20 protein-coding genes are annotated in these 23,482 nt (G+C 59.2%); 12 read left to right on the plus strand and 8 right to left on the minus strand.

Features of this window, described 5'->3' with window-relative positions; all coding sequences use genetic code 11:
- Nucleotides 1-11 precede the first annotated feature (11 nt).
- From NQ492_RS16290 to NQ492_RS13355, 3 genes are read right to left on the minus strand one after another with little or no spacing between them, the layout of a single operon-like run.
- Nucleotides 12-404: a helix-turn-helix domain-containing protein gene (locus NQ492_RS16290; RefSeq protein WP_019131467.1), complete on the minus strand. Its 393-nt coding sequence runs from the start codon at nt 402-404 to the stop codon at nt 12-14.
- A 2-nt stretch (nt 405-406) separates the two neighbouring features.
- Nucleotides 407-637 (minus strand): hypothetical protein, encoded by a 231-nt coding sequence (locus tag NQ492_RS13350; protein ID WP_015545850.1) that lies wholly within the window; start codon nt 635-637, stop codon nt 407-409.
- On the minus strand, nt 634-924 hold the full coding sequence (locus tag NQ492_RS13355; protein ID WP_015545851.1) for a hypothetical protein: 291 nt from the start codon (nt 922-924) through the stop codon (nt 634-636). Before NQ492_RS13355 ends, NQ492_RS13350 begins: the two co-directional genes overlap by 4 nt.
- 418 nt (nt 925-1,342) lie before the next feature.
- Here NQ492_RS13355 and NQ492_RS13360 point away from each other — a divergent pair, with 418 nt between their 5' ends.
- The 4 genes from NQ492_RS13360 (at nt 1,343) to NQ492_RS13375 (ending at nt 3,687) form a co-directional block, all read left to right on the plus strand.
- A complete protein-coding gene (locus NQ492_RS13360; RefSeq protein WP_015545852.1) occupies nt 1,343-1,732 on the plus strand; it encodes a helix-turn-helix domain-containing protein in 390 nt (129 codons plus the stop codon).
- 170 nt (nt 1,733-1,902) lie between these two features.
- A complete protein-coding gene (locus tag NQ492_RS13365; protein WP_015545853.1) occupies nt 1,903-2,094 on the plus strand; it encodes a hypothetical protein in 192 nt (63 codons plus the stop codon).
- Nucleotides 2,075-2,380 (plus strand): hypothetical protein, encoded by a 306-nt coding sequence (locus NQ492_RS13370; RefSeq protein ID WP_122141266.1) that lies wholly within the window; start codon nt 2,075-2,077, stop codon nt 2,378-2,380. The genes NQ492_RS13365 and NQ492_RS13370 overlap by 20 nt, the downstream gene beginning before the upstream one ends.
- Nucleotides 2,377-3,687: a site-specific integrase gene (locus NQ492_RS13375; RefSeq protein ID WP_026075110.1), complete on the plus strand. Its 1,311-nt coding sequence runs from the start codon at nt 2,377-2,379 to the stop codon at nt 3,685-3,687. The genes NQ492_RS13370 and NQ492_RS13375 overlap by 4 nt, the downstream gene beginning before the upstream one ends.
- Nucleotides 3,688-3,748: 61 nt before the next feature.
- Here the strand turns inward: NQ492_RS13375 and NQ492_RS13380 are convergent, their stop codons facing one another.
- Entirely contained in the window at nt 3,749-4,891 is a 1,143-nt protein-coding gene (locus NQ492_RS13380) for a heparinase II/III family protein (RefSeq protein WP_231839844.1), read from the minus strand.
- Nucleotides 4,892-5,166: 275 nt separating this feature from the next.
- Between NQ492_RS13380 and NQ492_RS13385 the strand changes: the two genes are divergently transcribed.
- The 7 genes from NQ492_RS13385 to NQ492_RS13415 all read left to right on the plus strand — a co-directional run bounded on the left by NQ492_RS13385 (nt 5,167) and on the right by NQ492_RS13415 (nt 17,567).
- A complete protein-coding gene (locus NQ492_RS13385) occupies nt 5,167-6,570 on the plus strand; it encodes a sulfatase family protein (RefSeq protein ID WP_015545855.1) in 1,404 nt (467 codons plus the stop codon).
- Between the two features lie 16 nt (nt 6,571-6,586).
- The gene (locus NQ492_RS13390) at nt 6,587-8,257 is read left to right on the plus strand and encodes a sulfatase family protein (protein WP_044053922.1); all 1,671 of its coding nucleotides are present in this window, start codon (nt 6,587-6,589) and stop codon (nt 8,255-8,257) included.
- A 27-nt stretch (nt 8,258-8,284) separates the two neighbouring features.
- Nucleotides 8,285-9,928 (plus strand): hypothetical protein, encoded by a 1,644-nt coding sequence (locus NQ492_RS13395; RefSeq protein WP_015545856.1) that lies wholly within the window; start codon nt 8,285-8,287, stop codon nt 9,926-9,928.
- A 3-nt stretch (nt 9,929-9,931) separates the two neighbouring features.
- Nucleotides 9,932-10,867, plus strand: a complete 936-nt coding sequence (locus tag NQ492_RS13400; RefSeq protein WP_015545857.1) for an ROK family protein — start codon at nt 9,932-9,934, stop codon at nt 10,865-10,867.
- A gap of 2 nt (nt 10,868-10,869) precedes the next feature.
- Nucleotides 10,870-13,407 (plus strand): DUF4962 domain-containing protein, encoded by a 2,538-nt coding sequence (locus tag NQ492_RS13405; protein ID WP_259872924.1) that lies wholly within the window; start codon nt 10,870-10,872, stop codon nt 13,405-13,407.
- A 129-nt stretch (nt 13,408-13,536) separates the two neighbouring features.
- The gene (locus NQ492_RS13410) at nt 13,537-15,129 is read left to right on the plus strand and encodes a ligand-binding sensor domain-containing protein (protein ID WP_015545858.1); all 1,593 of its coding nucleotides are present in this window, start codon (nt 13,537-13,539) and stop codon (nt 15,127-15,129) included.
- Nucleotides 15,129-17,567 (plus strand): hybrid sensor histidine kinase/response regulator transcription factor, encoded by a 2,439-nt coding sequence (locus NQ492_RS13415; protein WP_015545859.1) that lies wholly within the window; start codon nt 15,129-15,131, stop codon nt 17,565-17,567. Before NQ492_RS13410 ends, NQ492_RS13415 begins: the two co-directional genes overlap by 1 nt.
- 80 nt (nt 17,568-17,647) lie before the next feature.
- Here NQ492_RS13415 and NQ492_RS13420 read toward each other — a convergent pair whose 3' ends face one another.
- The 3 genes from NQ492_RS13420 to NQ492_RS13430 form a co-directional block, all read right to left on the minus strand.
- Nucleotides 17,648-18,589, minus strand: a complete 942-nt coding sequence (locus tag NQ492_RS13420; protein WP_015545860.1) for a ribose-phosphate diphosphokinase — start codon at nt 18,587-18,589, stop codon at nt 17,648-17,650.
- Nucleotides 18,590-18,750: 161 nt separating this feature from the next.
- Entirely contained in the window at nt 18,751-19,347 is a 597-nt protein-coding gene (gene yihA, locus NQ492_RS13425) for a ribosome biogenesis GTP-binding protein YihA/YsxC (protein WP_015545861.1), read from the minus strand.
- 339 nt (nt 19,348-19,686) lie between these two features.
- Nucleotides 19,687-20,445 (minus strand): endonuclease/exonuclease/phosphatase family protein, encoded by a 759-nt coding sequence (locus NQ492_RS13430; RefSeq protein ID WP_022061901.1) that lies wholly within the window; start codon nt 20,443-20,445, stop codon nt 19,687-19,689.
- A gap of 129 nt (nt 20,446-20,574) precedes the next feature.
- Here NQ492_RS13430 and NQ492_RS13435 point away from each other — a divergent pair, with 129 nt between their 5' ends.
- Nucleotides 20,575-21,618 (plus strand): linear amide C-N hydrolase, encoded by a 1,044-nt coding sequence (locus NQ492_RS13435; RefSeq protein WP_015545862.1) that lies wholly within the window; start codon nt 20,575-20,577, stop codon nt 21,616-21,618.
- Nucleotides 21,619-21,756: 138 nt separating this feature from the next.
- Here NQ492_RS13435 and NQ492_RS13440 read toward each other — a convergent pair whose 3' ends face one another.
- Complete coding sequence (locus NQ492_RS13440) at nt 21,757-23,205, minus strand: acyloxyacyl hydrolase (protein ID WP_015545863.1); 1,449 nt, start codon at nt 23,203-23,205, stop codon at nt 21,757-21,759.
- Nucleotides 23,206-23,482 lie beyond the last annotated feature (277 nt).

Below are 23,482 nucleotides of genomic sequence, written 5' to 3' on the forward strand. Positions count from 1 at the left end.
GCCTTTGCCTTTTATAGTTCCCAAAAATCTAATTCGTATTCCTGCCGTCTTCCGGTTCTTCGTGTCGCTGTACGTTCGGCAGCCTTGCGGCTTCTGAACAGTCGGTAGGTGTCGCCTTGGGCGTACAATTCATGCGGTAGAATAATCGCAAGGAAGAAGCAGGCTATAATTGTCCGTTTTATAGGGGATAGGTCGAAAGAAACGCCGCAATGTGTGCAGAACCACCATACGCAAAGCTCCGTAGCCTTCTGTATTCCTATCTTGCTATAAATATTTCGCGCGGTATTCTCAACCGTTCGGGGCGAAATAGAAAGCCTGTCGGCCACTTCCTTTTTTGCGGCTCCCCAAGCCAACAATTCGGCTATTTGGGTTTCTCGCTGCGTTAGTCCTGCTTCGGCTCTCATTTCTATTTTCCCCAAATGTTTGTAGTAACGCCGTACTTCCTAAATACCAATTCGACGGCGACGGCTTGGCTTGCCTTGGGTTCGATACGTCCGAACTTGTAAGCCGCGAAAGTGTTGCGGTTGTTAATCCCCAACGCCTGCCAAAGCTCCTTAGTGGCGGCCTCTACGTCAATTTGTCGAAGCTGCATAAAGCCGGCGTTAAATCCTTCTTTGTAAATTGTCGTTTCGCTCATTTCTCAATATTGTTAAGTATGTATTCAATTGCTTGTTTATGGGAAGCAAAGCTATTCCCGTCGAACTCGAAGGTTTCCGAATAGGGGCCGCCGGCAACCTTGAAGGTGCGCGTTCCCTCGTAGGTCTTCCCGTTAATCGTAAAGGTTAGTTTTGAAACTGTTACCCTTTCCGTAACCCGTCCCCAAGGCTTTTTTACCTCGGTATTGCTTAGCGAAATAGTTTCGCCTACCGCGTACGAAAATTCTATACGCCTTGCTTTGCCATTAACTATTGCTGTCTTTTTCATCTTCTATTTGAAATATAGTGTTACTTGTAATCCTCTGCGTAGGCAACATTTTACGCTGTCTTTCTTGCTGTTAAGTGCGCGGGTAATGAATTTTTCGGTAAGCTCTACACCGATTAACCCCACCAAGCCGGAAACCCCTACAAGGCGGTTTATCCTTCTGTTTTCGCTGTCTACTCCGTAAACTTTCAAAAGGAAGTTTCGGTTAATAAATGTCGTATCGTACTTCATAATTCATTGTCGCTTAAATTGCTTAGGTATTTTTTGCTATGCCGCTTATTTGCTCGGAGCGTATTATTATTATACCTTTGCAATCGTATCGGTTACACAATGCAAATATATAGCATTGCAGTACAACAAGCAAATTTTTGCTATACAAAAAGCGAAAAATATTTTTTGAAACCTTCTAAAATCGTGTTATATGGGTGTAAAAGAAAGACTTAGGGAGTATATCAAAACCCTAAATATTAGTGAACGGGAATTTTGTAGGCAAATAGGCGTTTCGTCGTCTTATGTCAATAATATACGCCAATCTATACAGCCCGATAAGATGAAGGCTATCGGCGAAAAATTCCCGGAGCTTAATCCCATGTGGTTACTTACCGGCGACGGCACAATGCGGAACGGAGATAATACAAACCGCATTTCGGGAAATAACAACACCGCCGTTGCCGGCAACGGGAACCAAGTTACAACTAACGATATTGCGGGTTTGATTGAACTGCAAAAAGGCTATCAAGAAATGATAAAAGAAAAGGATAGCCAAATAGCCCGACTTATATCTGTAATTGAAAAGCTAAGCGAAAAATAAAGCATTGCAGTACGTTTGCGCTATGTAATAGTATGGCTTTTCATAGTACGCTTATAGGAAACGGGCAGAAATGCCCCAAATTTCAACGCAAGTATATATAGCTATACTTTCTACCGCCCAACGTACAAAAGTGCCTAAAATCAAAAATTCGATAAAAATAACTGTGCATAATGGAACCGGAAACAATCGAAATAAAAGTATCCGAATACTACGACCAACCCAAATATTACGGGGACATGCCGGAAGCGGTGTTTAATGCCTTGGAAGCGGCGTTTATTTCCGGCGCGGAAACTGCCATAGTGCCAAAGACGGCGTTCGAAATGATGTTAATGAGCTTTGAAAATGGGCGTAAAGAAGCCTAAGATAATAACCCCTATCGAAGATGGCGTAAACCGCCGTTTCTTCCAAGCGATAGAAGCCCTTGTTTCATTGGGCCGTTTGTCCGCTTTGGAATCCTTTTGCAAGGAAGCCGGGTTAAGTGCTTCCCGCTATCGGGAAACCCGATTTACTTACGGAGTAACCCCAAGGCCCGGTAAAGTTTCCCGCTATAAGTCTATACAAATAGAAGCCCTTTATTATTTGGTAGCCAAGTATTCCGTTTCTTCCGATTGGTTATTAACCGGCCGGGGTAATATGTTTTCAAAATGAAGCGGACTATTAAATTTAATCTATTCCCCAAAAAGGTAGGGGGTGTATTGGTAGAGTGTCGCCCTATTCGTATGCGTGTTTGCTATGCCGGGTATCGGGTAGACTTTCGGGTAGGGTATAGTATTGAACCGGAAAAATGGAATGAAGAGGAAGGCCGCGTTATCTCCAATACAAAAAACCGGTTCCGACAAACGGCCGGCGAAATAAATAAGGCTATTACGGCTTGCGAAGAACAAATAGAAGCCATATTTACCCGGTTCGAACTGCTGGAAAAGCGGGTACCGACACCGGGCGAACTTAAAACGGCTTTCGATGAAGCTACCGGGAAGATAACCCCGGCTACCGAAGCGGAAGAAAACGGCCAGCCATTCTATAAAGCCTACGCCGAATTTACGGAAACTATGGGCCGTTTGAATGATTGGACGAAAGCGACCTATACGAAGTTTAATAGCCTGCGTAAGCACTTGGAAGCGTTTAACAAGAACCTTACATTTGACGAAATAAACGAAGTTACCCTACAAAAGTTTATTACAAGCCTTCATAAAGCCGACCTTCGTAATACTACCATATCTAAAAATATGTCCTTTCTTCGGTGGTTCCTGCGCTGGGCGCACCATAAAGGATATAACCCAAGCAACGTACACGAAACATTTAAGCCGAAGTTCAAAGGGGCCGACGGAAACGCAAAGGAAATTATATATTTGGAATGGGAAGAACTGTTTAACCTGTATTCCTTCAAATTCCCGCCGTCCCGGTCTTCGCTGGAAGCCGTGCGCGATGTGTTTTGTTTCTGCTGCTTTACCGGCCTTCGCTATTCCGACGTGGCAAAATTGCGCCGAAGCGACGTAAAGAAGGATTATATAAGCGTGGTTACTCAAAAGACCGTAGACGGCCTTATTATCGAACTGAATAAGTATAGCCGGGCCATACTGAAAAAGTACGAGAATATAGGTTTGCCGAATGATAAGGCCCTACCGGTCATAAGTAACGTAAAAATGAACGAACACCTTAAAGTAATGGGGGAAATGGCGGGTATCGACGAACCTACAAGGGTCGTATATTTCAAGGGGAATGTTCGGCACGAAGAAGTATTACCGAAATACGCCCTTCTTACCACCCATTGCGGCCGACGTACTTTTATCATAAACGCGCTTAGGCTGGGGGTTCCGGCGGAAGTAATTATGAAGTGGACGGGACACAGCGACTACAAAGCGATGAAGCCCTATATTAAAATCGTCGATAAATTGAAGGTCGCCGAAATGGATAAATTTAACAAGTTCCCGATACCCCGAAAGAAGGGGAAATAAGCCGAACCCAAAAAGGAACCCAAATACGCCTTAACTAATCGGTAACGTATGGTTCCTTATGTTACCAACAATCGGGATAAAATGCTGATATTTCGGAAACTTGGTAACGTATGGTAGTTCGTTGTTCGTATGTTCTTACAGCCTGTCTCTCCCGGAACCGGTTGTCGCTGAACAGCGGCGTCGTGTAGTCCGGGAACGAGCAGTCGATATAGGCGTCGATCATCCGTTCGACCGTGGCGAGGTACGCGGCCGGGAATTCGCCCCGGTGGCCGTTGGCGTCCATCATCCGCAGGGCCTTGAAGAAGATGTCGATCGATTCGTGGTGGTAGTGCAGGTCCAGTTCGTACTGCATGCCGTCGTCGTAGACCTGCTCGCCGATCTCGCGGTTGAGTATCCCGACGCCCGTCTCCCGCCAGCGGGCCGCGTCGCGGAATTCGGGAAAGAAGACCCCCGCGAAGATGAGCCGCTGGGCCTGGAACAGCAGGTGGTTGCCCTTGGCCGAGAAATGGCGCGTGATATGCTCTGCGTGACGGTGGTAGTTGTCCAGGAAATGCAGGAGGAAATTCCCGCTGAACGCCTCGGCGGGCAGGAAATAGAGAAACTGGTGAATCTGGAACTCCAGCCGGTCGCTCACCTCCAGGGGGCGCCACGCGAAATAGACGTTTTCGGCCTGCGTCCAGTTCCCGGCCTTTCCCTCGTCATACGCCGTGAGGGGATTCTTGCGCATCCAGTCGAGGTATTCGGCGCACCACTCCGCGGCGTAACGTTCGTCGCCCGAGAGGCGGTAGGCCTTGCCCATCGGCACCCACCATTTCATGCGGTGCAGCTGCCATCGCAGTTCGTTGTCCTTCACGGGCCAGTACTCCCAGTCGATGTCGTCGCCGTAGAAATAGGAGGGCTGGTAGCCTTTGTGGACGAAGAAGCGGTGGTGCATCGCCTCGTCGGCCCAGCGCTGTTCGTCGGGGGTGATCGTGATGTCGGCGAGGTTCGCCTCGGGGCAGACGACGCCCGTGCGGCGGCGGTAGTAGTCGAGCAGGGCTTCGGCGGCGGCCGTGTCGTCGCCCGCGGCGTGCAGTGCGGCGACGCGCTCCAGTCCGGGACGGGCGAGGTCCAGCAGTGAGAAGACCGTGGTGTCGGTCTGCGCCCGCAGCGGGGAGGGCCCGGCGGCGAGCAAAAGCGCGATAAGCAGTTTTATAGGTTTCATCATTACAAAGGTACGACAAAGCGCGGGGACCTTTTATTAATAATGACCAATCCTTTCCGGAATTTCTGCAAAGGGGTTTCAGTTTTGTGCAGTCCGATGCCGGATTTGTCGAATGACGGCTTCCGAAGGGTCTTCCGGCGGGGTTTTAGGACAAATTTGGGGTCCGATTCTACAAAATCGAAAGGCTTTTGCACACGATTTGCGTTTTTGGGGACAATCTCCGGGGCTTTCGCTGTAGGTTTGTGGTAATTTTGTATGACCGAAAAACTACACCTATGACCTGTCTCAACCACGCTTCGCTGGCCGCGTCGCTCGCCGCCCTGACCGTGGCCGCCGATGCCGCCGCCGCTTCGAAACCCAAATCCCCCGCCGGGAAACGTCCCGCCGTCATCGTCATTATGACCGACCAGCAGACCGCCGGAGCCATATCCTGCGCCGGCAATCCGTGGGTCCGGACCCCTGCGATGGATGCGCTGGCCGCCGACGGCGTGCGCTTTACGCGCGCCTACTGCCCCTATCCGCTGAGCGGTCCCTGCCGCGCCGCGCTCGTCACGGGTCGCATGCCCTTCGAGGTCGGGGCCTTCGACAACGCCATACGTCCCGCCGACGCCGATATGCAGGCCGGTATCGGCCACCGCCTCGCCGAGGCGGGTTACGAGTGCCTCTACGCCGGGAAATGGCACGTCCCGGAGGTCAATCTGCCCGATTCGGGCACGGGTTTCCGCCGCATCTCGAAGATGAACGACCCGGCGCTGGCCGACGCCTGCGACGCGGCGCTGAAGGAGTATGACGGACAGAAGCCGCTTTTTCTGGTGGCTTCGCTGCTCAATCCCCACGAAATCTGCGAATACGGACGCCACGAGACACTCCAATACGGCGAACTGGCGCCCTTTTCCACCGAAGAGTGTCCCAACCTTCCGGCCAACTTCATGCCTTCGACCTATGCCGCCGAGGCCCTGACGCTCGAACACGCCTCTTCGCCCCGCTACCACGACACCTACACCTATACGCAGGACGACTGGCGGCGTTATCTCTATGCCTATTACCGTCTGGTGGAGCGTGCCGACCGCGAGGTGGGCCGTATCGTCGGGGTGCTGAAGGCGCACGGGCTTTACGACGACGCGGCGATCGTCTTCCTCTCGGACCACGGCGACGGTGCGGCCGCCCACGGCTGGAACCAGAAATGGAATCTGCAGGAGGAGGTCATCAACGTGCCGCTGATCGTCAAGCCGCCCAAGGGCGCCGGCCTGCGGGGCGTGCGCAACGACGAGGCGCTGTCGAACGTCGGCCTGGACCTCTACGCCACGGCCTGCGACTATGCGGGCGTCACGCCCGACCCCGGGCGTTACCGTGGCCGGAGCCTTCGCCCGGTGGCCGAAGGGCGTCAGGCGACGCTTCACGACGAGGTGTTCGTCGAGACGCTCCTCCCGGGCCCCGGCATGCGCGGCTGGAGCGTCGTCGGCCCGCGTTACAAATACGTCCTCTACCAGTGGGGCCGTAACCGCGAGGCGTTGTACGACCTGCAGGACGATCCCGGCGAGATGGTCAACCTGGCCGTCGATCGCCGTTACGAAGCCGAGCTGAACCGTCTGCGCCGGGCGATGTACGACTGGGGCGTGCGCATCGGCGATCCGAAGCTCGTGCGCAACCTGCGGCCCTTTGCCGAAACCCGAAACTGAAAACCGATCTGAATATATGAAAAACTTCGATTCCATGCGTTGTAGGGTGCGTTATGCCGCCGTGCCGCTGACGCTGGCAGCCCTCGCGGGGTGCAGCGAGGGGCACACCAGACGCCCCAACATCATCGTTATGATGACCGACGACCACACCGCGCAGACCATGAGCTGTTACGGCAGCCTGCTGGTCGAAACCCCCAACCTCGACCGTCTGGCGCGTGAGGGCATGCTCTTCGAGAACTGCTACGTCTCCAACGCCATCTCGGGTCCCTCGCGGGCCTGCATCCTCACGGGCAAGTACAGCCATGTGAACGGCTTCACGGACAATTCGCGCACCTTCGACGGTGACCAGCAGACCTTCCCCAAACTGCTGCACGACGCCGGTTACCAGACGGCGATGATCGGCAAGTGGCACCTCAATTCCGATCCGCAGGGATTCGATTTCTGGAGCATCCTCGTGGGGCAGGGCGAGTACTATTCGCCGCTGTTTATCGAAAACGGCGAGGAGCGTATCGAGCCGGGCTACGTCACGGATGTCATCACCGACAAGGCCATCGGGTTTCTCGAACGGCGCGACAAGTCGCGTCCCTTCGCCATGCTCTACTACCACAAGGCACCGCACCGCAACTGGATGCCGGCGCAGCGTCACCTGGGCATCAACGACGATCGGGTCTTCCCCGAGCCTTTCAACCTGCTGGACGACTATTCGGGCCGCGGCAGCGCCGCCCGCGGGCAGGCGATGGAGATAGGCCGCGACATGTGGCCCGAGTGGGACCTCAAGCTGATGACCCCCGAACAGCTGGCGCAGTCCTACGTGCTCGAAACCTCGGGCGACGCCAACAAGGACGACGTGTCGCGTGCCAACGACTGGCGCAGCAGCGTCATGCAGTACCAGGCGGCCTACAACCGCATGACCCCCGAAGAGCGGGCGAACTGGGACCGGGCCTATGCCCCGCGCATCGCCGAGTACGAACGCATGAAGGGCCGCGTGTCGCAGGAGGAGCTGACGCGCTGGAAATACCAGCAGTACATGAAGGACTACTGCGCCGTCATCAAGGGCGTCGACGAGAATGTCGGGCGTCTGCTGGATTATCTGGAAGAGATCGGCGAACTGGACAACACGATCATCGTCTACACCTCCGACCAGGGCTTTTTCTTGGGCGAGCACGGGTGGTTCGACAAGCGTTTCATGTACGAGGAGTGCCAGCGCACGCCGTTGCTGGTGCGCTATCCGAAAGCCGTTGCGGCGGGCGTCCGCACGAAGGCGCTGGCCATGAACATCGACCTGGCCCCGACGTTCGTCGATATGGCCGGGCTGGAGGTTCCCGCCGACATGCAGGGACGTTCGCTGAAGGGCGTGCTCACCTCGGGCGGCAAGATCCCCGAAGCCTGGCGCACGGGGGTCTACTACCACTATTACGAATACCCCTCGTGGCACTCCGTGAAGCGTCATTACGGCGTCCGGACCAACGATTACAAGCTCATTCATTTCTACAACGACGTGGACGAATGGGAGTTGTACGACCTGAAGAAGGACCCGCACGAGATGTGCAACGTCTACAACGACCCCGGTTACGCTCCGGTGCGCAGCGACATGCACGCGCGTCTGGAAAAGCTCCAGCAGGAGTGCGGCGACACGGACCCCTGCGAACGGGAGTACGAATTTTTCCGCGGCGCGGACCGATTATGAAATTAATAATTAACAATTGATAATTATATGGATCGGAGAAATTTTCTGAAGGCTTCGGGCTGGACCCTGCTCGGCCTGGCGGCTGCGGAGACGATTCCCGGATGTGCGAAACTGGGTGACAGGGATTCGCTGCCCGGCGATCTGAAAAAGGGATTCCCTTCGCTCAAGGACCTCAAGGTCTTCTGGGGCGACGTGCACAACCACTGCAACGTGACCTACGGACACGGCGACCTCTCGGACGCCCTTGCCGCGGCCGAACAGCAGCTGGATTTCGTCTCGGTGACGCCCCACGCCTTGTGGCCCGACATTCCGGGCGAGAACGACCCGCGCCTGAACTGGGTCATCGGCTACCACACCGAGGCGTTCAGGCGCCTGCGTGCCGGGGGCTATGACAAATACCTGGCGGCCGTCAGGGCGGCCAACCGCCCGGGCGAATTCCTGACCTTCCCCTCCTACGAATGTCACAGCATGGAGCACGGTGATCACGTGGCGTTGTTCCACGGTTTCGACGCCCCGCTGGTCGAGTGCACCTCGGTTCCCGACCTCAAGGAGAGGCTCAAAGAGTACGACTGCTACATTACGCCCCACCACATGGGCTATATGACCGGATTTCGCGGTTACAACTGGGCGGCTTTCAGTCAGGACCGGCAGACGCCGTTCGTCGAGATGTTCTCGCGTCACGGACTGGCCGAGAGCGACACGGGCGACTACGACTACCTCCACGACATGGGGCCGCGCATCTGGGAGGGCTCGATCCAGTACGGTCTGGAGCAGGGCCACAAATTCGGCCTGATGTGTTCCACCGACCAGCATGCCGGTTATCCGGGCAGCTACGGCGACGGTCGTATCGGCGTCTACGCCCCGGCTTTGGACCGCGACGCCATCTGGGAGAACATGGGCAAACGCTATGTCTGCGGCGTCACGGGCGACAAGATCAAAATCGACTTCCGCATCAACGGCGGCGTTTCGGGCGATGTCATCCGGGCCGGACGGCGCGAAATCTACCTCAATGTCGAGGGGCAGAACGCCATCGACTATGTGGACCTCATCAAGAACGGGGAGTGCATTGCGCGGCTGAACGGTCCGCACCGCGCCGCGGCGCCTTCGGACGACGTGATCCGCACGAAGATCAAGGTCAATTTCGGCTGGAACCGCGAGGAGGAATACGTGCATTGGCAGGGGCAGCTGCGGCTTACGGACGGCACGATCGACGACATGCAGACTTGCTTCCGCGGTGCGGCCTTCACCTCGCCGCAGCCCGGCGAGACGGAGTTCCACACGCGTGTCAACCGCGTTGTCGGGCGTGACGCACGCCACGTGGAGCTCGACATGTACTCGTCGAAGAACCCCAACGTGATGACCCCTGCCATGCAGGGCGTCGTCCTCGACGTGACGGCTTCCCGCACGGCGAAGCTCGTCGCCGAGTTCAACGGCCACACCTACGAACACCCGATCGCCGAACTGCTGGAGGGCGCCCGGGCGCATTTTCTGCGCGGATGGCTCTCCGAGGCCGTGCAGTTCGAACGCGCACAGCCCGAGGCGGCTTTCTGCGTCGGGCACTGCATGGTCGACGACAAGGCCCAGCGCGATACCGATTATTACTATGTGCGCGTGCGCCAGCGTGACGGACAGTGGGGCTGGAGTTCGCCGATCTGGGTGGAAAGGGTTTAGGATATGGAACGTTATGCAATCGGAATAGACCTCGGCGGCACTTCGGTGAAGTACGCCGTGGTCGCCTCTTCGGGGAAGATGCCTTTCAGCGGTCAGCTCCCTGCTTTTGCGCAGGAGAGCGCCGAAGCGGTGCTCGGACAGGTTCTGAAAGGCGTTGAAGCCTGCCGGGAATACGCCGTTAGCGAGGGCCTGACGCTGGCCGGGGTCGGTGTCGGCACCCCGGGAGTCGTCTCGGCCGACGGACGCACGGTGCTGGGCGGTGCGGAGAATATCGCGGGGTGGGAGAATATTCCCCTCGCCGGCCGCGTCGAGGAGGCCGAGGGGCTGAAGACCCTCGCCGGCAACGACGCCAATATGATGGCGCTGGGCGAGACGCTGTTCGGCGCCGCGAAAGGGGCTACGGACGTGGTTTTCGTCACCGTCGGCACCGGCATCGGCTGCGGTGCGCTGATCGACGGACGCCTCTACCGGGGCTACCGCAACCGCGGCATGGAGATGGGGCACATCACCGTCAAATGCGACGGCGAGGGGTGCGCCTGCGGCGGGGTGGGGTGCCTGGAGCACTACGCCTCGACCTCGGCGCTTGTCCGGAGGTTCTGCGAGTTGAACGGCAGCGCCCGGGATGCCGAAGTGGACGGCAAGGACGTGGTTTTCTTCTACAAGGAGGGCAATCCGGCTGCCGTGCAGGCCATGGAGGAGCATTGGAACTACCTCGCACACGGCATCGCTTCGATGATCAACCTCTTCGCTCCGCAGCGCGTGGTGGTCGGGGGCGGCATCTCCGAAGCCGGGGATTTCTACCTCGAAAAATTGCGCGAAGGGGTCCGGCGGCAGATGATGTCGGTCTGCGGCGAAGAGACCGAACTCGTGGCCGCCCGGCTGGGCAACCGCGCCGGGTGCATGGGCGCCGCGGGACTGGTGCTGGATAAAATGGGATGACGATGAAAAGAATCTTGTTTGCAGCCGCGCTTTTCGCGGCCCTCGACGCCGCGGCGCAGCTCCCGGCCGAAATCCGGATCGACAAACGCTCGCTGCGGCCCCGCTACCGCGAATGGGCGCAACCTGCGGGCGGCACGGCTGTGACGCAGAACCCGCCCGCGCTGCTCTGGCCCGCCGCGGGCGATTCGAAACGCGCGGTTTACCGCGTGCGGCTGTCGCAGGACAGCACCTTTGCCGGAGTTACGCCCTCGGAGCCTTTCGAATGGGCGGCTTATGCCTGCCACGAGCCGCTGGCCGAAGGGCGCTGGTACTGGCAGTGGTCCGTCACGGAACCCGGCGGTGCGGAGCGCTGGTCGGCGGTCAATGCCTTCACGGTCGATGCTTCGTGCAGGCGGTTCGCCACTCCGACGGGTGAGGAACTGGTGCGCAGGGTCGCTGCCATGCCGCACCACCGGCTCTATGTCTCCCGCGACGGGGCCGATGCCTTTCGCACCCGGGCGCAGCGGAACCCCGAGGCGCAGGAACTGGTGCGCAAGGCCCGCAGGAACCTGAATATGGACCTCGTGCCCGTCGCACCCACGCGGCCCCGCGACACCACGGGGATGACTCCTTTCCAGAAAAAGTCGCTCATCAATTTCATGTACCACAAATTCGGCGAGGTGGTCACGCAGCCCGTCGTCGATTTCTCGATGGCCTACCTGCTGACGGGCGAGGAGCCGTTCCGCGACGAGGCGGTGCGCCACGCCCTGCACGCCGCGTCGCTGCCCGTCGATAGCGACGCTACGTCGGAGGATTTCAACCGCTCGGCCATCATGTACGGACTGGCCGTGGGGTACGACACGGCCTGCGACCGCATGACCCCCGCCGAGCGGGCCGCGGTGCTCGAAGCCATCCGTGTCCGCGGGGAGCATTTCTACAAACACTATGTCAAGGATTTCGAGACCCACTCGATGGACAACCACGTCTGGCAGCACACCTTCCGCAACTTTCTCTTCACGTCGGTCGCCACGCTGGGCGATCTGCCCGAAGCCGAAAAATGGTTCCGCTACTGCTATGAAATCTGGTGTGCACGCTTCCCGATCCTGGGCGGCGACGACGGCGGCTGGCACGACGGCAGCAGCTACATGCAGGCCAATCTCGTGACGTTCGTCTATGTGCCGTTCGTCCTCTCGCGCCTGACGGGTACGGATTTCTTCGACCTGCCGTGGTTCCGCAACCTGCCGTCGTTCCTCGTCTACTCCTTTCCGAAAGGCTCCTATGCCACGGGCTTCGGCGACGATTACGAAAAGATGACCTCCCCGTCGCAGCTCTACATGGGCTTCGCCGACGCGCTGGCCCGCGAGCTCCCGAGTCCCGAGGCGCGGTGGTATGCCGACCAGCTGATCGGCAGCGACCCGACGAACCTCTACCGTTCGAAGGGTTTCACGCTTTACCGCATCCTGACCGACAAGCCTGCCGACCGAGTGGCTCCGAAAGCCCCTGCCCGCAACACCTCGCGGTTCTATCCCGACGCAGGGTTCTCGCTGATGCACACCGATCCGGCCGACGCTTCGGACGACCTGATGGCGGCCTTCTTCGCCCTGCCGTTCGGCTCGACGGGACACGCCCACGCCGCGCACAACGGTTTCACGATCAACTACGGCGGCCGCCAGTTGTTCGGCGGTACGGGTTACTATTCGAATTTCAACGACAAGCATACGCTGATGCACTACCGTTCGCGGGGCCACAACACGATCCTCGCCGACGGACTGGCGCAGGTCATCGGCGAGAACGGCTACGGCTGGCTGGCGCGTTTCGCCGACAACGAGGCGCTGACCTATACGCTGGGCGACGCCTCGCACGCCTACGATTCGATCCGCACGCCGTTCTGGATCGACCGCATGGAGAAGTCGGAGGTGGCCTACACGCCCGAAAACGGCCTCGGCGATCCGGGCGTCACGCGCTTCCGCCGTCATTTTCTCTTCCTGAAACCCGACGTGATCGTCGTTTACGACGAACTCGAAGCCCGTAAACCCGTCGTGTGGACGTGGCTGCTGCACAGTCACAACCGCATGACGCCGGCCGGGAGAAATGCCGTCGCAGCCTCCAACGGGCTGGCCGATGGGCGGATGGACCTCTTCACCTCAAGTGATTTGGAGCTGAACCTGACCGACCGGTTCTTCTCCCCGGCGATCAACTGGAAGAAACGCACGGGGCCAGACGGCCGGGTGCAGGAGTATGTGAACCAGTGGCATGCCGAATTCACGACCCCGGCGAAGAGCCGTGCGCAGCGTTTCCTGGCCGTCTTCCGCATCACGCCCGACGGGCGTAAGCCGCTGGCGCTGAAGCGAGATGCGAAGGGCCGCGTGACGGTCGGCGGATGGACCGTCTCGGCGGAGCTCGACGTCTCGAAGCCCGCGTCGCTCTCCGTCACGGATCGCCGCGGCAATGCCGTGCTCTACAACACCCCGGCATCGGAAACCGGGGGCAGCACCGTCGTGCGTCGCAAGGGCGAGCCTGCCCGCGAACTGGTAGATACGGTGCCGGCCTCGGTGCGTTGACGCCGCATGCAGACCTGCCGCCGGACGTGTTTCACGCCCGGCGGCGCTTTTCCCGGGACCGAAAAAACGTCCCGAAACTGCGGATTTTCCGAAAAAATGACATATATTTATACATTAAGTCGTTGTACTATGCTGAAACTCAAACCTACGCTTTTTCTGCTTGCCGTCCTTTCCCTGTTTTCCGACCGGGTTTCCGCCGCCATCGAATTCCGCACGCTGTCGGTCAATGAAGGCTTGTCGCAGAGCACCGTGCTGGCCATCGCGCAGGACGGGATGGGACGTATCTGGATGGGTACGCAGGACGGGCTGAACTGCTACGACGGCTATTCGTTCACGGTGTTCCGCCATGTCGAGGGCGATGCGCAGAGCCTGGGCGACAACTCGGTCAATGCGCTCTTCGCCGACGGGGGTCTGCTCTGGATCGGCACCGCGTCGGGACTGTCGTGTTACGATGCGGCGACGCAGTCGTTCGAAAATTTCCGCCTCGAGGGGCGCAACATGCAGGTCGCCGACATCGCCGCCACGGCCGGCGGCGACCTGATTCTCGCCACCGATCTCGGCATCGTGCTCTTCGACCGCGCGAGCCGCGAACTCGAAATCCGGACCTACCTCACGGGCATCAGCGTACACGCCGTCTGCCCTTCGCGCGATGGTTTTCTGGTCGGGACCTCCAACGGTGTCTACACCTACTCCTCCACCTACGGCAATGCCGTGCGCATCCTGCCGCAGATGGCCCGTTACGACATCGCCAGCATCGTCGCCGACGGCGACGGATATTGGGTCGCCACCCACGGTAACGGCCTCTACCGGCTCGACGGGGCGCTGCAGGTCACCGCCCGCTATGATGCCGCGTCGAATCCCGGGCTGGTCTCGAACTACATCCGCGTGCTGAAAACCGACTCTGCGGGACACCTCTGGATCGGCACCTTCGACGGACTCTCGATCCGCGATCCCCGGAGCGGACGCTTCGAACGCTATGTGCACACCTCCGAGCCGGGGTCGCTGAGCCACAACTCGATCCGCTCCATTTTCATCGACGCCCAGCGTGGCGTCTGGCTCGGGACCTACTACGGCGGGGTGAGCTACTACCATCCGCTGGCCCGCCGTTTCGGGGTGCTGCGCCACGACCCGACGCGCAATTCGCTGGGCGACAACACGGTGAGCTGTATCGTCGAGGACCCCGAGTCGGGGAGCCTCTGGATCGGCACCAACGACGACGGCGTGAACCTCTACGACCGTCGCACGGGGCGATTCTCGGAGTTCAACACCGCCAGCGGTTCCCTGCTGTCGAACAACGTCAAATGCGTGCTTCCCGACGGCCGCGGCCGCGTATGGATCGGCACCCACGCCGGGGGATTGAGCTCGATGGACGCCGCCACGCGGCGCGTGCGCCACTATCCGGTCAACGCCTCGATCCCGATCAACAACAGTTGCTACGCCCTGCTCGACGGCGGCGACGGTACGTTGTGGGTCGGCACGCTCAACGGACTGTTGTCGTTCGACACCGCCGCGGGACGGTTCTCGCGCCACCTCTGCGCCGATTACGAGCCCCGGCTGGGGTCGCTGCAGATCACGACGCTCTTCCGCGATTCGAAAAACCGCGTGTGGATCGGTACAGGGGCCGGGCTCTACCTCTGGCAGCCCGACGTGCGGCAGGTGATGACCTGCGAACTGACGCCGGTGAAGGACGAAACTTCCCCCCCCGCCGGGATATCACCGTGATGTGCGTCACGGAGGACTCACACCGTAATATCTGGGTCGGCACCCGCCACGGACTGTTCCGCTACAACGCTTCGGACAATTCGTTCACACGCTTCACGGTGGCCGACGGACTGCCCAACGATTTCGTCTACGGCATCCTCGAGGACGAGTTGGCGCGGCTGTGGATTTCGACCAACAACGGTATGGCGTGCTTCGATACACGAAAAAACTCCTTCCGCCGCTACACCCTGCGCGATGGAATCGCCAACAACCAGTTCAACCTCTACTCCTACTGCCGGAGCCGCGACGGCATCTTCTGGTTCGGCGGCATAGGCGGCATCACGTGGTTCCGGCCCCACGACCTGGTGGACAACCCCTTTGCGCCCGAACCGCAGATCACGGGCGTCGATGTGGCCGATGCCGACGGCGACCGCTGCGTGCGCATCGAGCGCGATTCGGCGGGTCGGGTCACGGCGGCGGCGTTCCCCTCGGTGCGCAACATCTTCACGGTGCGCTTCGTGGCGGTCAATCCGCTGGCCGGGGGCTGCAACACCTTCGCCTACAAGCTCGAAGGATTCAACACCCGCTGGTACGAGACCTCGCACCTCGAGGTCAACTACTCGAACCTCAAGCCCGGGCACTATGTCTTCAAGGTTCGCGCGGCAAACAACGACGGACGCTGGAACGACGAGCCTGCGACGGTCGAAATCCGCGTGCTGCCGATGTGGTGGCAGACCCTCGCGGCGAAGATTCTGTGGGCGCTGCTGGCGCTGGGATTCGTCGGGGGCGTCGTGGCGGCGCTGCTGGGCCGCATGAAGATGAAGATGCAGCTGCGGCTGGAGCGCATGGAGAAGGAGGCGATCGGCCAGCTCAGCCAGGAGAAAATCCGTTTCTACATCAACCTCTCGCACGAACTGCGCACGCCGCTGACGCTGATTCTTTCGCCCCTGCAGGAGATTCGTGAACACGGTACGGCCGACAAATACGTCTCCTCGCGCCTGAATTACATCTACCGCAACAGCCTCAAGCTGCTGCACATCATCAACCAGCTGCTCGACTACCGCAAAGCCGAGCTGGAGATGTTCAAAATGAAGGTCGCCGTGCAGGATGTCGACGCCATCGTCGCCGAGGTCTTCTCGATGTTCGAGGAGGTGGCCCAGAACCGCGACATGGACTATATCCTCAACTCCGAACTGCACGGCGAGGCGCTGCCCGTCGACAGGATGTTCCTCGAAATGATGCTCACGAACCTGCTGTCGAACGCCTTCAAGTTCACGCCCGACGGCGGCATCATTCGCGTTGCCCTGCAGCGCGGCGAAGGGTGTTTTCGCCTTTCGGTCCGCGATTCCGGCATCGGTATTCCGCAGGACCAGCAGGAGCGCATCTTCGAACGGTTCTACCAGGTCAACGAATCGCATGCCGGTTCGGGCATCGGACTGTCGATCGTCCGTCGCATCGTCGAACTGCACGAGGGTTCGATCACGCTGCGGAGCGAGCCGGGGCATTTTTCGGAATTCACCATCACGCTGCCCGACGACATCGAGGCCTATCCGGCCGGGAAGCGCGCCGGGGAGCACGACGTGCGGGCCTCGATCATCCGCGACGCCGAGAAATTCCTGCCCGAGGAGTGGTCGGGCGCGGGCGGCGATTTCGCGCCTGCCGAGGAGGCGCCGGAGCAGACGCGCGGGACGATTCTCCTGGCCGAGTCCAATGCCGAGGTGGCACGTTATGTCGCCGACCATTTCAAGGCCCATTACAACGTGGAGACGGTTTCCGACGGCAACGAGGTCCTCGAAAGACTCAAAACGCTGGAACCCGACATCATCATCGCCGACCGTATGCTGTCGGGGCTCGACGGGCTGAAACTCTGCCAGGCGGTGAAGCAGAATATTCGCACCTGTCATATTCCGGTGGTGATTCTCGCCGCGGAGGGCAGCGTCGAGGAGCAAATCACGGGCATCGAGGCCGGGGCCGACAGTTACTTGCCTATGCCGCTGTCGATCTCGCTGCTCGCGGCCAACGTCCAGAACCTGCTGAAAGCCCGCTACCGGATGCGTCACTACTATTCGGACGATGCGGAAATAGATCCCGACAAGATCACCTCCAACTCGATGGATGGGGAGTTCCTCAAAAAGGCGATCCGCATCGTCGAGGAGAACATGGACAACGAGGAGTTTTCGTCGAACGATTTTAGCAAGGCGCTCTGCATGAGCCGTTCGAACCTCCACCTGAAGATGAAGTCCATCACGGGCGAGTCGGCCACGAAGTTCATCCGCAAGATTCGCTTCAACCATGCCTGCAAGCTGCTCCTGGACCGCAAATACTCGATTTCGGAGATCAGTTCGATGGTGGGCTTCAACTCCCCGTCGTATTTCGCCACGAGCTTCAAGAAGCACGTCGGCTGCCTGCCCACGGAGTATGTCCGCAGCCGCACCAAGGGCGGAGAGAAGGCGGAGTAGTCCTTCTTCCGTGAACGGAAAATTCCCCGGAACCTTTCCATAAAGGTTCCGGGGAATTTTCTGGGTGGAAGCCGGTTCTCCTATTTGGAGAAGATCGACGAGATTTCCTTGTAGTTGTGCACGCGCTCGATGACGTCGGCGAAGAGGTCGGCGACCGACAGGACGGTGAATTTGTGCAGGTCCTTGTTGGGGTTGAGCGGAATGGTGTCCGTCACGATCACCTCCTCCAGCGCGCTTTCGTTGATGCGCTCGTAGGCCGGGCCGGAGAGCACCGGGTGGGTGATGGCCGCGCGGACGCTCTTTGCGCCGCGCGACATGAGCATGTCGGCGGCCATGCAGATCGTACCGGCCGTGTCGATCATGTCGTCGACGATCAGCACGTTGCGGCCTTCGACGTCGCCGATGGCCGTCATCTTGCCCACGACATTGGCCTTGGCGCGCTCCTTGTGCGAAATGATGATCGGCGTGCCGAGCAGTTTCGAATAGGTGTTTGCCCGCTTGGCGCCGCCCATGTCGGGCGCTGCGATCGAGAGGTCCTCGATGTTGAGGCTCTTGATGTAGGGCACGAAGATGCCGCTGGCGTAGAGGGCGTCGACCGGAACGTCGAAAAATCCCTGGATCTGGTCGGCGTGCAGGTCCATCGTCATCACACGGTCGACACCTGCGGCCATCAGCATGTTGGCTACCAGCTTGGCGCCGATCGGCACGCGGGGACGGTCCTTGCGGTCCTGACGCGCCCAGCCGAAGTAGGGCATCACGGCCACGACCTGATGGGCCGAGGCGCGGCGCGCGGCGTCGATCATCATCAGCAGTTCCATCAGGTTGTCCGAGGGCGGGAAGGTCGATTGGATGATAAAGACCGTACAGCCGCGGATCGACTCGTTGTAGCAGGGCTGGAATTCGCCGTCGCTGAAGCGCAGGACTTCCGACTGTCCGAGCGTCGTGCCGAAGCTCGCGGCGATCTTTTTGGCCAGATACTCCGAATCGCGACCGGTGAAAATTTTGATTTTGTGGATAGCCATAGATTTCGAGGATTTTTTGACGTTGCAAATATAGAACAATACGATGAAAAAACACGCCCGGGCGGGCGTGTTTTTTCAACATTCGGTTAAACTTTTCCGCTGCGGCCCGGTTTTCATTCCGTAGCCCCGGGGCGTTTCTTCCCGTTGCGTGACGGCAGGGGTCAGTTCTGTCGCAGACATTCGCCGATGAAGTCGAGGATCTCCTCGCGCCCCACGGCCTTTTCCGACGAGGAGACGAACATCGGCGGCAGTTCCTCCCACTGCTGGGCGAGTGCGGTCCGGAACCGTTCCACGCTCTTTTCGCGCTGGGTTTTCGAGAGCTTGTCTGCCTTGGTGAAGATGATGCCGAAGGGGATGCCGTTTTCGCCCAGCATCTCGATGAACCGCAGGTCGATCTTCTGGGGTTCGAGGCGGATGTCCGCCAGCACGAACAGGAAGTGCATCTTCTCGCACTTGATGACGTAGTCGGTGATCAGTTTCGAAAACTCGCTGCGCTGTGTTTTCGACGTGCGGGCGTAGCCGTAGCCGGGCAGGTCGACCAGATACCAGGCATCGTTGATGCGGAAGTGGTTGATGAGACGTGTCTTTCCGGGCGTCCCCGACACCTTGGCCAGCCCTGTGCGGGCGGTGAGCATGTTGATGAGCGACGACTTTCCGACGTTGCTGCGCCCGATGAAGGCGATGTCTTTCAGGTCGTCCTTCGGGACCTGCGAAATGCGCTCGGACGAGCATTTGAATTCGGCTTTGGTGATCTGCATCGGTATCTGGTTTTATACAAAGGTACGAAAAAGCCGGATGGCTGCAAACCTGGGTTGCGTGCGGGGCTGTGAAACCTTCCGGCTGCTAAAAGGGTCGTTACGACCCCAAAGGTACGAAAAAGCCGGATGGCTGCAAAACCGGATTGCGTGCGGCTCCGTAAAACCTTCCGGCTGCTAAAAGGGTCGTTACGACCCCAAAGGTACGAAAAAGCCGGATGGTTGCAAACCTGGGTTGCGTGCGGGTCTGTAAAACCTTCCGGCTGATAAAAGGGGCGTTACCTCCTTAAGGCCGCGGAAAAGTCCGGATTGCGCCTGCGATTTGCGTAACGCAGGGGGCGGCTACTTTTTCCACGCGAGCGACACCCACAGCGGACAGTGGTCCGAGGCGACGGTCGAGGTGTCCACCTGCCGCTCGGTGACGACGGCCGATTCGGGCAGTCCGCGGCCGAGGATGTAGTCGATGCGGATGGAGGGCTTGTCGGACGGGAAGGTCATCTGCGTGGTGTCCGAAAGGGGCCGGAATGTGCCGCCCAGCCCGTCGAGGACGGTTTTGGCGACCTTCATGTTGAAGTCCCCGGCCAGCAGCACCGGTTTGCGGCAGGTGTCGGTGACCGTGCGGATGATCGGCAGCGACGCGCGCTGGTCCTCGGGCGTAAGCGAGAGGTGGGTGACGCAGACCACGTAGTCGGGAAACTCGGCGACGAACAGTACGCGGGACTCTTCGCGTCCCGGAAGCGGGATGCGGCGCACGGCGAGCGGTTCGTCGCGCGACAGCAGGCCGACGCCGTAGGCGCCGCCGTCGTAGTCGATGGCGCGGCAGAAACGGGCGTGCATGCCCGTCATTTCACCCAGCTCCCCGGGGATGAAGCGTCCGGCCATGCGTCCGGTCACGCTGTCCAGTTCCTGAAGGGCCACGATGTCGGGGGCCGTGCGGTTGATGATCTCCGCCACGCGGCCGAGATCCTGAACATTGTCGATGCCGCGGCCGTTGCGGATGTTGTAACTCATAAATTTCAGGGTCGTCTGCCGCTGCGTGCAGGCGCCCAGCAGCAGGCCGCACACGGCGGCCGGCAGGAGAATGCGCAGAAAGGGTTTCATGTCGGGAAAGTCAATTTTCCACAAAGATAAGGCAACCTGCGCGAAAGATCAAATTTATTTCCTCCGGAAATGCGGGTTTAGCATCCGATTTGAAGCGGACGACGTGTGATTCCAAAATTTTCGCAGTCTATGAAAACACCTTTCCTGACGATGCTGTGCGCCGCTGCGCTGGCCGTCTTCCCTCCGCAGGCCGAAGCCTGCACCCGCGCCGTTTACCTCGGACCCGACGGCATGACCGTCACGGGCCGGACGATGGACTGGCGCGAAGATCCGCTCACCAACCTCTACATCTTCCCGCGGGGCGTCGTGCGTCGCGGTGCGAACACGGACAAGACCGTCTTCTGGACCTCGAAATACGGGTCGCTCTCGGCCGCCGGTTACGACATCGGCATCACCGACGGCATGAACGAAGCCGGGCTGGTCGCCAACCTGCTGTTCCTGCCCGAGTCGGTCTACGAACGTCCCGGCGACACGCGCCCCGTCATGGGGTTGAGCGTCTGGACGCAGTATGTGCTCGACAATTTCGCCACCGTGGACGAGGCCGTGGCCGAACTTTCGAAGGAGAAGTTCCGCATCGACGCTCCCGACCTGCCCAACGGCGTGCAGTCGCGGCTCCACCTGGCGATTTCCGATCCTTCGGGCGACAGCGCGATCTTCGAGTATCGCGACGGCAAACTGGAAATCCACCACGGACGGCAGTGTCAGGTGATGACCAATTCGCCCTTTTACGACGACCAGCTGGCGATTCTCGGCTACTGGCGGCAGATCGGCGGCCTGACGATGCTGCCGGGGACCAACCGCGCTTCGGACCGCTTCGTGCGGGCGTCGTTCTACATCGACGCCGTCGTGCAGACCTCCGACCCGAAGATCGCCGTGCCGGCCGTGATGTCGGTCATGCGCAACGTCTCGGTTCCCTACGGCATCTCCACGCCCGACAAGCCGCACATCGCCTCGACGCGCTGGCGCACGGTCTGCGACCAGAAGAACCGGGTCTACTATTTCGAACCGACGCTGGCCATGGAGACCTTTTGGGTCGACCTGGCGGCGATCGACTTTTCGGTGGGCAGCGGCGAGCGCACCCTCACGCTTGCCGGCGGGCAGACCTATGCGGGCGACGCCACGGCGAAATTCCGGAAATCGGCCAAGCCCTTCGTCTTTCTTTTCGGAGTTTAAGGGGAACGTAAATGCGCAATGCGCAATTTCGGCTTCGCTGAAACAATTGCACGATATTTACGTCAGCAAACTAAATAATTGTGAATTATGAATTGTGAATTATGAATTGTGAATTATGAATTGTGAATTGTGAATTGTTCAGCGGTGCCGCGGGTATTTGTTGTTGAACCGGTATCCGACGCCCAGCATCAGGAAGTTGGGCATGTGGAAATCGCGGAGACTGTAACCGATGTGGACGTAGGAACTGCGCGTCACGGCCACCTTCAGGGTAAGCATCTGGTAGAAGGCCTTTAGGTCGCCGCCCTTGTGCAGGAAGTTGGTTCCCAGACCGACCCCGATGTTGAAATAGGGCATCACGAACTCGGCGCGGGCCGAGACGCCGAGCGCCAGCTGCCTGTCGACGCCGGGTTTCTCCACCGTCAGGTCGGCGCTGCTGCCCATCTCCACGATCTGGTCGGCGATGGCTACGTTGGCGCTGCTGTCGTACACGCCGTCGAGCGACACGCCTGCACGGAACTTGTAGCCGAAGTTATACATCGAGGCGAAGTTGAATCCCAGAACCGTGTAGGCATCCGGCGCGGCATACTGCTTGTCGCCCACTTCGATGCCTTTGCGCCGCCACGAGCCGAAGAACGTGAGGTCGTAGCTGAAATGGCGCGGGAATGCGGGGCAGACCGTCCGCGGGGCCATTTCGGACGACTTCCGTCCGAAATTGTAGGTCAGGCCCGCGCGCAGTCCAACGGCGTTGAGTCCCGCGTTGGGGAATTTGGTGTTGCCGTTGGAGAAGTGCGTGAGGCTCAGGCCCGCCGTGAAGTCCACCTCGCGCGTGACGCGCCAGTTGAGGAAGAAATCGGCGTTGAGATAGGCGTTCATCTTCGAACCCATCATCTTGTTGAGGGGGTTCACGGCGTCGTCGTAGGGTTTCCATCCGAACGAGAGGCCGAAATTCCATTCGTAGTTGAACGACAGCCGCGGGCTGATCCGTGCGATGCGCGCGCCCTGGAACAGGTAGACGGCGATCGGGTTTCCGAGTTCGTCGGGGTTTCCGAAGTCGTAGTAAGCGGCCCCGATGCCCTGATAGGCGCCGCCGTAAATTTGGTCGGGGATTGATCCGGGGCGGAACTGGAACGAGTAGCGGAGGTGTCCCGAGAGGGAGAGGTCGATGGGCTGTCCGGCGCGGTTCTCGCCTTCGACGAAGGGGTTGGTCGGGAAGATGTATTCGGGGCGGAACTCCGCGCCGATGCGGTGCATGAAACGACGCCCGGAAGCGGTCGTATCGCGGGTCGGGACGATTGATCCGTCGGCGTAGCGGGTGGCTGACGCCCGCCCGGAACTGTGGGGTTGCGTCGCCGTCCGCCGCCCATGGAGGTATCCGGCTCGGTATCCCGCCTCGTATCCGGCTTTGTAGCTTGCGCGGCAGTCGTTGTCCCAGCCTTTGGGGATCGCTGCGCTGTCCGCCGCAATCACTTCGGCCGCCGATTTTTCCATTCGCTCCGAACGCGGTTCCGAAGCCTGTGCCGGGCTGTTCAGAAACAACATGCCGAAGAGCGTATATTTCAGAATCGGGGCCCGCAAGGCAAATTTCATAGCAGGGTAGAAGTTCGAAAGTTTCGGCGAATATACAAATTTTCCCCGGAATCGAGACCGTTTCGGCCGGAATTGTCGCGAAGTTTTTTATCTATTATGTGAAATAGCGGATTGTTTTTAGTTGAAATGTGTAATTGAATATTTATATTTGTATAAGCGCCTGTACGGGTTTTGATGATCCAACTGGAGACCGGGAGGGAGACGGCGAGCCTGACATCCCGCTAACAGTTATTCTTACAGAAGATAAATATGCTGTATGTATCGGCGTGGGTGTCGC

Source organism: Alistipes shahii WAL 8301 (assembly GCF_025145845.1).
GTDB lineage: Bacteria > Bacteroidota > Bacteroidia > Bacteroidales > Rikenellaceae > Alistipes > Alistipes shahii.